This is a genomic window from Nocardioides sp. (assembly GCF_036401255.1).
Lineage (GTDB): Bacteria > Actinomycetota > Actinomycetes > Propionibacteriales > Nocardioidaceae > Nocardioides.
The window spans coordinates 1-11,016 of the sequence record NZ_DASWVI010000493.1 but is presented as its reverse complement, the minus strand read 5'-3'; the positions used below and the strand labels follow the sequence as shown (position 1 = coordinate 11,016).

Below are 11,016 nucleotides of genomic sequence, written 5' to 3'. Positions count from 1 at the left end.
ACCTTCTCGATGTCGCGCTGGGCGATGATGTTGCCCATCGTGGCGCGCCGGTCCCCAGCCATCACGACGCCGCCGGGGAACGTCGCCGCCACGATGGTGGTGCCGTGCGGCGCCAGATCGCCGGCCCGCGCCGGCGCGTGCCCCTGAGGCACCGCCCGGCGCCCCGGCAGGAGCTCGGGTGCCTGCGCGGCGAGGAAGTCGCTGAACGACGAGGAACCCGGCTGCAAGAACGCAGCCGGCAGTCGGGGGTCGCTCATCCGGGCTACTCCCCGCCCTTCTGGATGAAGGACTTCACGAAGTCCTCGGCGTTGGTCTCGAGCACGTCGTCGATCTCGTCGAGGATGTCGTCCACGTCGCTGTCGAGCGCCTCCTTGCGCTCGGCCACATCGGTCTCGGGGGCGGTCTCCACCGCCTCCTCGGTCTCCGAGGACTTCCGTGGTTGCTTCTGCTCCTGTGCCATGTCCCCAACCTATCCACTCACCGGGTGAGCGCGGTGAACAACTCCTCGGCCGTCTCACTGCGGTCGAGCAGCTCCCCCACGTGCGCCCTGCTGCCGCGCATCGGGTCGATGGTCGGCACCCGCTGCAACGACTCGCGACCCGGGAGGTCGAAGATCACCGAGTCCCAGGACGCCGCGGCCACATGCTCGGGGTACTTCTCCAGGCACCGGCCCCGGAAGTACGCCCGGGTGTCCTCGGGCGGGTCGTGCATCGCCGCCTCGACAGAGGCGTCGTCGAGCAGCCGATCGATGCGGCCACCGTCCGCCAGGCGGTGATAGAGCCCCTTCTCGGGCCGGATGTCGGAATACTGCAGGTCGATGAGCTGCAGCTTGGCGTCGTCCCAGGCCAGGCCGTCGCGCTGACGGTACTGCTCGAGCAGCCTGAGCTTGGCCACCCAGTCGAGCTCGCGAGCGCACAGCATCGGGTCACGTTCGAGGCGGTCGAGCACCGACTCCCACCGCGAGAGCACGTCGAGGGTCTGCGCGTCGGCGTCGGCGCCGTAGCGGTCCTCGACGTACTTGCGGGCCAGATCGAGGTACTCCAGCTGCAACTGGACGCCGGTGAGCTTCCGGCCGTCGGTGAGCGTGACCTTCTGGCGCAGGCTGGGGTCGTGCGAGATGGCTCGCAGGCCCGCGACCGAACCGTCGACGGTGAGGTCGGTCGTGATGAACCGGTCCTCGATCATCGCCAGGACCAGGGCCGTCGTCCCGACCTTGAGGTACGTCGAGACCTCGGCCAGGTTCGCGTCGCCGATGATCACGTGCAGCCGGCGGTACTTCTCGGGGTCGGCGTGCGGTTCGTCGCGGGTGTTGATGATCGGTCGCTTGAGCGTCGTCTCGAGCCCGACCTCGACCTCGAAGAAGTCCGCGCGCTGGCTGAGCTGGAAGCCGTCGGCGCGGCCGTCCTGCCCGATCCCGACCCGGCCGGCGCCGCACACGACCTGCCGGCTCACGAAGAACGGCGTCAGGTGTCGGACGATGTCACCGAACGGCGTCGAGCGACGCATCAGGTAGTTCTCGTGGGCGCCGTACGACGCGCCCTTGTTGTCGGTGTTGTTCTTGTAGAGCACGATCTGGGGGCCGCCCGGCAGCTGGCCGGCACGGCGCGCGGCGTCCAGCATCACCTGCTCGCCCGCCTTGTCCCACCGGACGATGTCGAGCGGCGTGGTCACCTCGGGCGTGGAGTACTCCGGGTGCGCGTGGTCGACGTAGAGCCGTGCCCCGTTGGTGAGGATCACGTTGGCCAGACCCATGTCCTCGTCGGTGAGCTGCGAGGGGTCCGCGACCTGGCGCGACATGTCGAAACCGCGAGCGTCGCGCAACGGCGACTCCTCCTCGAAGTCCCAGCGGGCTCGGCGAGCCTGGACCGTCGACGAGGCGTAGGCGTTGACGACCTGGGAGGACGCCACCATCGGGTTGGCCAACGGCTGGCCCTGCACCGCGATGCCGTACTCCACCTCGGTCCCCATGACCCGGCGCACGCTCATGTGCCGAGCCTACGCGAGTGGAACACGTCCTACCCTCGTGGGCATGGGCATCTGGACCGACCACGTCGTACCTCGCCTGACCGACCGTTCGCTTTCGGTCGCCGAGATCGCCCGGCGGCGGTCGACGGCCTGCTCGGGCCTGAGTGGACGGGTCCTCGAGATCGGGTTCGGGAGCGGGCTGAACCTGCCGCACTACCCCGCTGCCGTGACGGCGGTGGACGTCGTGGAGCCCTCGAACGTGGCCTGGGAGATGTCCGCCGAGCGGCGAGCTGGGCACGCGGCTCCGGTGGAGCGTACGGGCGACGACGCCCAGCGGCTGCCGGCGGCGGACGGTCAGTACGACGCGGTGCTCTCGACGTTCACGCTCTGCACGATCCCCGACGTGGAACGGGCGCTGCGGGAGGTACGCCGGGTCCTGCGGCCCGGCGGCCGGTTCCACTTCCTCGAGCACGGCCTGGCTCCCGACCCGGGCGTCGAGCGCTGGCAGCGCCGGCTCGAGCCGATGCAGCGTCGGATCTTCGGCGGCTGCCACCTCAGCCGCGACGTCCCGGCACTGGTTGCCGACGCGGGCCTCGACGTAGGCGAGGTGACGGCGTCGTACCTCGTCGGTCCGCGGGTGACCCGGCCCTGGGCCCACGGCTTCCTCGGCACGGCGCGGCGGGCCTCGTGAGCGAGCACGACGGCTCGGCGCGGGCGATCGCAGCGGCCCAGGCCCTGGGGCTGGCTCACACGGTGACCCGTCACGGGGCGGTCGGCTCGCTCGCCGAGGCGGCCCGCGCCCGGGGTCTGGAGCCCCGTCAGATCGTCAAGACGATGGTGGTGCGGCTCGCTGAGGGCGACCACCGCTTCGTGCTGCTCCCCGGCGACCGGGAGATCGCCTGGCCCAAGCTTCGTGCGCTGCTGGGCGTCAATCGCGCCTCGATGCCGAGCGCGGACGCGGCGTACGAGATCACCGGTTACGTCCGCGGGACCATCACCCCACTCGGCAGCTCGGCGTCGCTGCCGGTCGTCGCGGACGCCTCGATCAGCGGCACCGTCAGCATCGGCGGCGGCGGGCCCGGTGTCGCGCTGACCGTCGACGCAGCCGAGCTCCTGGCCGCACTGCACGCAACGGTGGCCGACGTCACAGACGCCGGCTGAGCGGGTCAGTCCCCGGCGCCGCCGGTGCCGTGGGTGCCCTGGCGGTTGATGACAGCCTGGTTGGTCGCCCACGCACGATCGACCTCGGCACCCGCGTCCGGTTTCCCCGGAGCCCCCTTCGCCCGGCGACGTCCCGCGCGGCGTCGATGTGTGTGGTTTGGTCACCAACCACATCCTGGGAGCGATCCCATCTGTGGTTGGTGACCAAACGGCAACCACTCAGGGCGGCACGGGAGCCCGCGCCGTGCGTGAGGCAGGGTCAGAGGTACTGACCCGTGTTGGCGACCGTGTCGATCGAACGCCCCGGCTCGGTCCCCTGCTTGCCGGTGATCAGCGTGCGGATGAACACGATCCGCTCGCCCTTCTTGCCGGAGATGCGGGCCCAGTCGTCGGGGTTGGTGGTGTTCGGGAGGTCCTCGTTCTCCTTGAACTCGTCCACGCACGCCTGGAGCAGGTGCGAGACCCGCAGGCCGTGCTGCTGGTGGTCGAGGAAGTCCTTGATCGCCATCTTCTTCGCCCGGTCGACGATGTTCTGGATCATCGCGCCTGAGTTGAAGTCCTTGAAGTACAGGACCTCCTTGTCGCCGTTGGCGTAGGTCACCTCCAGGAAGCGGTTCTCCTCGGTCTCGGTGTACATCCGCTCGACCGTGGCCCGGATCATGCCGCCGATGCAGGCCTCGCGGTCGCCACCGAACTCCGCGAGGTCGTCGGCGTGCAGCGGGAGGCTGGTGGTGAGGTACTTGCTGAAGATGTCACGCGCGGACTCGGCGTCGGGGCGCTCGATCTTGATCTTCACGTCCAGCCGGCCCGGACGCAGGATCGCGGGGTCGATCATGTCCTCGCGGTTGGAGGCGCCGATGACGAGGACGTTCTCGAGGAGCTCGACGCCGTCGATCTCGCTGAGCAGCTGCGGGACGATGGTGTTCTCGACGTCGGAGGAGACCCCCGAGCCGCGGGTGCGGAACAGCGAGTCCATCTCGTCGAAGAAGACGATGACCGGCGTGCCGCCGCTCGCCTTCTCCCGCGCACGCTGGAACACCAGGCGGATGTGGCGCTCGGTCTCTCCGACGTACTTGTTGAGCAGCTCGGGACCCTTAATGTTGAGGAAGTAGGACTTCCCCTCCTGGCCGGTCTTCGCGGCGACCTTCTTGGCCAGTGAGTTCGCGACGGCCTTAGCGATGAGGGTCTTGCCGCAGCCGGGCGGGCCGTAGAGCAGCACGCCCTTCGGCGGCTTGAGCTGGTGCTCCTTGAACAGCTCGGGGTGGAGGTAGGGCAGCTCGACGGCGTCGCGGATCTGCTCGATCTGTCCGGACAGTCCACCGATCGACTCGTAGGCGATGTCGGGGACCTCTTCGAGGACGAGCTCCTCGACCTCCGACTTGGGCACCTTCTCGTAGACATAGCCGGCCCGAGAGTCGAGCAGCAACGAGTCGCCCGCGCGGATGGTGTCGCCGCGCAGCGGCTCGGCGAGGCGTACGACGCGCTCCTCGTCGGCGTTGGCGATCACCAGCGCGCGCGAGCCGTCAGCGAGCAGCTCCTTGAACATCACCACCTCGCCGACCTCCTCGAAGTCGAGGGCGGCGACGACGTTCAGCGCCTCGTTCAGCATGACCTCCTGGCCGCGCTGGAGGCTGTCGAGGTCGACGCTCGGGCTGACGTTCACCCGCAGCTTGCGGCCGCCGGTGAACACGTCGATCGAGTCGTCGTCGTTGCGCGCGAGGAAGGTTCCGAACCCGGCGGGCGGCTGGGCCAGCCGGTCGACCTCCTCCTTCAGCTTCATGATCTGGTCGCGGGCCTCGCGCAGCGTCTGGGCAAGGCGCTCGTTCTGCGAGGTCAAGCCGGCGACCGAGCGCTGGGCGTCGGCCAGCCGCAGCTCGAGACCGCGAGAGCTGCCGGGGCTCTCACCCAGGCGGCGCCGGAGCTCGGAGATCTCGGCCTCCAGGAGCCGGACCTGGCTCACCAGCTCCTCGGGGCTGCGACCGCCCGCGCCGGGCACGCCTTCCGATGTCGACATCAGCGCCACCTCCTTCGCACTTGACCCTACCCGCGACAGGTCGGGACGAAAGACCCCATTTCGCAGTGTTGGTCACGATTTGGACGCGAGCCGGGTCGTCGGGCTCCCTGCCGTTTGGTCACCAACGACACGCGATCTGGCCCGAGGGATGTCGTTGGTGACCAAACCGCGCAACGGTCAGTCCGCGGCGCCCTCAGCAGGCAGGTCGGCGGGCACGTCGGCGGGCCGCGGGCCGGTGTAGTCGGGGCCGTAGGCGCCGGGGGCCGGGCGTCGCCGCTTGAGCGGCGGACGCTCGCCGGGGGCCATCCGCCGGGCCGTGACGAGGAAGGCGGTGTGCCCGATCATCTTGTGGCCGGGGCGCACGGCGAGGCCCTCGACGTGCCAGTCGCGCACCAGTGACTCCCAGGCCTGGGGCTCGGTGAATCCGCCGTGGACCCGCACGGTCTCCACGAACCGGGACAGCTGGGTGGTCGTCGCGACGTACGCGCACACGATGCCGCCGGGACGCAGCGCGCCGGCGGCGGCGTCGAGACATTCCCAGGGCGCGAGCATGTCCAAGATGACGCGGTCCGCGCGCTCGCCGGACGCGGGCAGCGCCTCAGCGAGGTCGCCGACCGTGAGGCGCCAGGCGGGATGGGTCGCGCCGTCCGGGGCGCCGAAGAACTGCCGCACGTTACGTTGCGCGACCTCGGCGAACTCCTCGCGGCGCTCGAAGGAGGTGACCCGACCGAACGGTCCGACCGCGCGCAGCAGCGAGCAGGTCAGGGCGCCCGATCCGACGCCGGCCTCGACGACCTCGGCGCCCGGGAAGATGTCGGCGAGCGCGACGATCTGCGCGGCGTCCTTCGGGTACACGACGGCCGCGCCCCGCGGCATCGACACCACGAACTCCGAGAGCAGGGGCCGGAACACCAGGTACTCCCCACCGGCGGACGAGGTGACCGTGAAGCCCTCCTCGCGGCCGATCAGCTCGTCGTGGTCGAAGTGTCCCCGGTTGGAGAAGAAGCGCTTGCCGGCCTCGAGGCAGACGTTGTGCCGTCGGCCCTTGCTGTCGGTGAGGCGCACCCACTCCCCTTCGCGCAGGGGGCCTCGGTGGACGCCTGACCAGGCCGCGGCCGGTACGTCGGGATGCTCGGACACGGCCGCACCCTAGTGGCCGGCGGCGCGGAACGCCTTATCGACGTCCGCGGTCACGAGCACGCCGAGCACCGAGCCGTCGGTCTCCAGCAGGAGGTACTCCGCTGCCGGGGTGCGGCTGATCGCCATCACGAGCTCCTCGCCGACCAGGTCGGCCGGGAGCTGGAGCCCCGCCTCGAGCGACCGCGCGACCGCTGAGACCGCGACCCAGGGGCGGCGATCCTCGGGCGTGGCCTGGACGGCGGCCTCGCTGACGATCCCCTCGGGCACCCCGTTCGACGTCACGGTCACGATGCTTCCGGCCGAGGCCTCGTGGGCCCGGCGTACCGCCTCGGCGAGCGGAAGGTCGCTCGGCACCGCGAGCGTACGGCGCGCCAGGTCGCGAGCGACCAGGTGCGGCAGCCGACTCCGCAGCCGGGCCGACGCCATCGCCGCGGTCGACCCGGACCACAAGAAGGCGGCCACGACGAACGCCAGCACGTAGTCCATGACGTCCGGCTCGGTCCCCAGCAGCGGCTCCTGGAAGGCGGGCCAGAACAGCACGAGGGCCGCGGTCAGCCGTCCGCCCCAGCCTGCCACGATCGTGCCGCGGTGGACGTTGCCGGTGAGGCGCCAGACCAGCGACTTCAGGACCCGCCCACCGTCGAGCGGCAGGCCGGGGACCAGGTTCAAGACCCCCACGAGCAGGTTGGCGCCGGCCAGGCCCTCGACCGCCATCAGCAGCAGGCCATCGGGCATGAGCGGTCGCAGCCCGAGGGCGACGGCACCCACCGCGATCGAGGTGAGCGGGCCGACCACGGCGATGAAGAACTCCTGGCGCGGCCGGCGGGCCTCTCCCTCGATGGACGTCATGCCGCCCAGGAAGTGCAGCGTGATCGACGAGACCGGGAAGCCGTAGCCACGTGCGACGATCGCGTGCGAGGCCTCGTGCAGCAGCACCGACAGGTACAGGATCACCGCGAACGCCAGACCCGCGAGGTACTTCCACGCCCCCAGCCCGGGCTGAGCCTGGTCGACCACGGGCGCGACGATGACGGCGATCAGCCCGGCGACGATGAACCAGGATGAGGAGACGAGGACGTCGCTGCCCGCGATCGTGCCGACCTTGAGGGTCCCCGGTGGCCGGGGCCGGTGGGCAGGATCGGGCGGCGAGTCGGACACGCGTCGAGGCTAGCCGACGGGTGCAGGGCGGCCGGGGCCTGTCGGTGGGCTCGCCTAGGGTGACGGTCATGAGCGCGCAGTCGGAGTCGCCGGCCATCCGGGTCTCGACCCCGGTCGACGGCATCGAGGTCGTCGGTGCGCTCTCGCCGAGCCGGGCCGGTGACTTCTTGAGCTGCCCGCTGCTCTACCGGTTCCGGACCATCGACCGGCTGCCGGAGCCGTCCTCGCCCGATGCCGTCCGCGGCACGGTCGTGCACAAGGTCCTCGAGGACCTGTTCGACCTTCCGGCGGCCGAGCGCACCCCCGACCGGGCGCAGGCGATGCTCGAGCCGGCGTGGGAGCAGCTCGTCGAGGCGGCCCCCGAGCTGCGCGAGATGTTCCCCGACGAGGGCGAGGGCGCCGAGGCTGCGGCGTGGCTGGCCTCGTGCCGGTCGGTGCTCGACCGGTACTTCACGCTCGAGGACCCGCGCCGGCTCGAGCCGGCGGAGCGCGAGCTGTACGTCGAGACTCTCCTGGACTCCCGGCTGCTGCTGCGTGGCTTCGTGGATCGCATCGACGTGGCTCCGGACGGTGCGATCCGGGTGGTCGACTACAAGTCGGGCCGGTCCCCCTCGGAGATGTTCGAGGCCAAGGCGCTGTTCCAGATGAAGTTCTATGCACTGGTCATCTGGCGTACGCGCGGGGTGGTGCCGGCGATGCTCCAGCTGGTCTACCTGGGCAACGGGGAGCTGTTGCGGTACGTGCCCGACGAGGCCGATCTCCTGGCCACCGAGCGCAAGGTCGAGGCGATCTGGCAGGCCATCAAGCGCGCGGAGGAGGCCGGTGACTGGCGACCCAGCCCGGGCCGGCTGTGCGACTGGTGCGCGCACCGGAGCATCTGCCCGGCCTGGGGCGGCACTCCCCCGCCGCTCCCGGTGCGCGAGCCCTCGGCCGACCTCACGGTCGACGAGTCCCGCGACTAGCGCTGCGCCGGGGTCGCTTGCGCTGGGCCATGGCTCTGCGGTTTGGTCACCAACCGCAGATGGGAGCGCTCCCGTTCTGTCGTTGGTGACCAAACCGCGCAAACGAAGGAGCCGCGGCCGGTGGGGTCAGAGGCCGTTGCGCTCGGCCCACAGGGCGGCTTGGGTGCGGTCGGCGACACCAATGCGGGCGAAGGCGGAGGTGAGGTGGGCCTTGACGGTGCGCTCGCTGATGTCGAGGCGACGGGCGATCTGCTTGTTGGCCAGGCCCTCGCGGACCAGCGTGAGCACCTCGGTCTCGCGGGCGGTCAACTGCACCTGCGGGGAGCCTGCGCGGGTGCCGAGGAGGGCTCGGGCCGCCTTCGGATGGATCGGGGACTCGCCGCGGCTGACCGCTCGGATGCCCTGGAGCACGTCGTCGGGGTCGGCGTCCTTGAGGAGGTAGCCGACGGCGCCGGCGTCCAGGGCGGCGATGATCCGTTCGCTGTCGGAGAAGGAGGTCAGCACGAGCACGTCGACGCCGAGCCGCTCGGACATGATCGCCCGGGTCGCGGCCACGCCGTCGACCTCGGGCATCTGGAGGTCCATCAAGACGACGTCGGGCTTGATCCGGCGTACGACGTCGAGCGCCTCGGCCCCGTTCGCTGCGGTGCCCACCACCTCGATGTCGTCGGTGCCGCCAAGGAGCTGCTCGAGCCCGGCGCGGATCACCGCGTGATCGTCGACGAGCACCACACGGATCGGCACGGTGCCTTGGACGTTCGTGGGCGTCGTCACTGGGCATCCACCTCCATGTGCACGGTGGTCCCCTCGCCGGGGGCCGACCTGACGTCGAGCACGCCGCCGTGGTCGGCGACGAGGCTACGCAGCCCGCGTAGACCGTATCGGTCGGGGTCTCGGATCGAGTCCGGTGCGAAGCCCACGCCGTCGTCGACGACCTCGAGGGTCAGCCGCTGACCGTCGCCGCGGACCGTCACGGCGAGCGTCGAGGCGGCCGCGTGCCGCAGCGCGTTGCGGACCGCCTCCTGGGCCACCCGCCAGACCAGTGCCGCCTTGGCGTCCGAGGCGGTCTCGGCGCCCTCGACGCTGACCGATGCCTGGACGTCCGCGGCAGCGGCTGAGGCGGTGAGGTCGGCGAGCGCCGCGGCCAGTCCGTCCGCGCGCAGGTCGGGTGGGTGGATCTCGACCAGCAGCGAGCGCAGTGACTTGAGGCTGTCGCGCAGCGAGGAGCCCGCGCCGTCCAGTGTGTCGCGGGCGTCCGAGGGCGTCTCGGCGCTGCGGGCGACCGCGCTCACGGCGAACGCCGTGCCCGCGAGGTCCTGGACGACGCTGTCGTGCAGGTCGCGGGCGATCCGGCGCCGCTCGGCGTCCGAGGCGTCCATTGCCGAGCGCAGCAGCCGCTCTCGCTCGGTGCTGGCATGGCGCAGCTGACGGGTCAGCGCGACCAGGATCGCGGTGGTCACCAGGACGAGCAGGCCGAGGCCGCCCAGGGTGATCCATCGGAAGGACGAGAAGATCTCCGCTCGCCGCGCGCTCAGCTCGTCGAGGGTGAAGTAGGTCTCGACCAGGATCGGCTTGCCCTCCGGAGACTGCGCGCGGGCATAGATCCGCACCATGCCGTCGGTGCCCTCATCGACCAGGCTGTGTTGCGCGTCGGGTGCGGAGGCATCCACGATCTCGGAATCGACGCCGCCGTTGTGGAGGATGCGGCGCTGCTCAGGGTCGAGCCGCAGGTCCAAGGAGCGCACGTTCTTGATCAGGACCTGCAACTCGCTCGTGTACACCAGCCGCCCGTCGCGCGACCAGAGGTTGATGCGGAACGGCCGGTCCACGTCGAGCAGCCGGGCCTTGATCTCGAGGTCGAACTGGTCGAGGAGGCCGGTGAACTGGTCGGCGTTCTGGGGCCGCAGGTTGACCAGGCCACGAGGCATCTCCGGACCGATCACGGACTGAGCCAGCAGCTGGGTCGTGCGCTCGGCTTCCGAGATGGCTTCGTCTGAGGCGGCCCGGGCGGCGAGGTGATTCGACCCGACCAGGATGGCCGCCGCGGTCGCCACGCCGATCACCAGGAACAGCGCGATCGGGCTGCGCACGAACCTCAACCGTCGGACCTTTCGCTCGGGTCCGCCCAGGATAGGCGCCGCGGCGCCCCTCAGTAGGACAGAGCGGTCCGACAGACCTCGCCGGTGCGGAGGTTCTCGGCGCGGAACACGATGTCGTCGGCGCCGTCCCAGTTGATCATCGTGCGGGAGACGCGGAACGCCAGGTCGACGTCCTCGCGGCCGCGAGCGCGTCCCTCGAAGGAGAGCTCGCCGTTGTGGCGCATCCGCCACTCCCAGACATCGTCGTCGTCGCTCCACACGGTGCCGACTACGAGCAGGCGGGAGTTGTTGTCCTCGAGGGTACCGACCTTGAGCTTGGCCCGGGTCGGCGTGCCCGCTCCGCAGGTGTCGCGGTCCTTCTGGACGTCCGTTGCGTTCCCGCCATCACCCGCGAATGCGATAGGTGCACTCACGAGGGCCGCTGCACCCAGCGCAAGGCTGAGCACGATGGCGGGAACGCGTCGGACGAGCATCTTCTAACCTTTTCGGGCCTATCCAGGTGGAACAGCTCCCCCCG

11 protein-coding genes and 1 pseudogene are annotated in these 11,016 nt (G+C 70.7%); 3 read left to right on the top strand and 9 right to left on the bottom strand.

The window, feature by feature from the left end:
• The 3 genes and pseudogenes from VGD85_RS22820 to dop form a co-directional block, all read right to left on the bottom strand.
• Positions 1-257: pseudogene (locus tag VGD85_RS22820) on the bottom strand (proteasome subunit beta); the annotation flags it as partial.
• Between the two features lie 5 nt (positions 258-262).
• Positions 263-460 carry a ubiquitin-like protein Pup gene (locus tag VGD85_RS22815; protein WP_284535595.1) on the bottom strand — a complete coding sequence of 66 codons (198 nt, stop codon included), beginning with the start codon at positions 458-460 and terminating at the stop codon, positions 263-265.
• Positions 461-477: 17 nt separating this feature from the next.
• Entirely contained in the window at positions 478-1,986 is a 1,509-nt protein-coding gene (dop, locus tag VGD85_RS22810; RefSeq protein WP_331065726.1) for a depupylase/deamidase Dop, read from the bottom strand.
• A 43-nt stretch (positions 1,987-2,029) separates the two neighbouring features.
• On the opposite strand from dop, the gene VGD85_RS22805 reads away from it, so the two are divergent.
• Complete coding sequence (locus VGD85_RS22805) at positions 2,030-2,656, top strand: class I SAM-dependent methyltransferase (RefSeq protein WP_331065725.1); 627 nt, start codon at positions 2,030-2,032, stop codon at positions 2,654-2,656.
• Positions 2,653-3,126 carry a YbaK/EbsC family protein gene (locus tag VGD85_RS22800; protein ID WP_331065724.1) on the top strand — a complete coding sequence of 158 codons (474 nt, stop codon included), beginning with the start codon at positions 2,653-2,655 and terminating at the stop codon, positions 3,124-3,126. The genes VGD85_RS22805 and VGD85_RS22800 overlap by 4 nt, the downstream gene beginning before the upstream one ends.
• Positions 3,127-3,385: 259 nt before the next feature.
• Here VGD85_RS22800 and arc read toward each other — a convergent pair whose 3' ends face one another.
• The 3 genes from arc to VGD85_RS22785 form a co-directional block, all read right to left on the bottom strand.
• Entirely contained in the window at positions 3,386-5,140 is a 1,755-nt protein-coding gene (gene arc / locus VGD85_RS22795) for a proteasome ATPase (protein ID WP_331065723.1), read from the bottom strand.
• Between the two features lie 177 nt (positions 5,141-5,317).
• Positions 5,318-6,280 carry a tRNA (adenine-N1)-methyltransferase gene (locus tag VGD85_RS22790; protein WP_331065722.1) on the bottom strand — a complete coding sequence of 321 codons (963 nt, stop codon included), beginning with the start codon at positions 6,278-6,280 and terminating at the stop codon, positions 5,318-5,320.
• Positions 6,281-6,289: 9 nt separating this feature from the next.
• A complete protein-coding gene (locus VGD85_RS22785; RefSeq protein ID WP_331065721.1) occupies positions 6,290-7,438 on the bottom strand; it encodes a site-2 protease family protein in 1,149 nt (382 codons plus the stop codon).
• 68 nt (positions 7,439-7,506) lie between these two features.
• On the opposite strand from VGD85_RS22785, the gene VGD85_RS22780 reads away from it, so the two are divergent.
• Positions 7,507-8,400 carry a PD-(D/E)XK nuclease family protein gene (locus VGD85_RS22780; protein WP_331065720.1) on the top strand — a complete coding sequence of 298 codons (894 nt, stop codon included), beginning with the start codon at positions 7,507-7,509 and terminating at the stop codon, positions 8,398-8,400.
• 126 nt (positions 8,401-8,526) lie between these two features.
• Here the strand turns inward: VGD85_RS22780 and VGD85_RS22775 are convergent, their stop codons facing one another.
• From VGD85_RS22775 to VGD85_RS22765, 3 genes are read right to left on the bottom strand one after another with little or no spacing between them, the layout of a single operon-like run.
• Positions 8,527-9,174: a response regulator transcription factor gene (locus VGD85_RS22775; protein ID WP_331065719.1), complete on the bottom strand. Its 648-nt coding sequence runs from the start codon at positions 9,172-9,174 to the stop codon at positions 8,527-8,529.
• Positions 9,171-10,490 (bottom strand): sensor histidine kinase, encoded by a 1,320-nt coding sequence (locus VGD85_RS22770; RefSeq protein WP_331065718.1) that lies wholly within the window; start codon positions 10,488-10,490, stop codon positions 9,171-9,173. Before VGD85_RS22770 ends, VGD85_RS22775 begins: the two co-directional genes overlap by 4 nt.
• A 59-nt stretch (positions 10,491-10,549) precedes the next feature.
• Positions 10,550-10,912: a hypothetical protein gene (locus tag VGD85_RS22765; RefSeq protein WP_331065717.1), complete on the bottom strand. Its 363-nt coding sequence runs from the start codon at positions 10,910-10,912 to the stop codon at positions 10,550-10,552.
• Positions 10,913-11,016 lie beyond the last annotated feature (104 nt).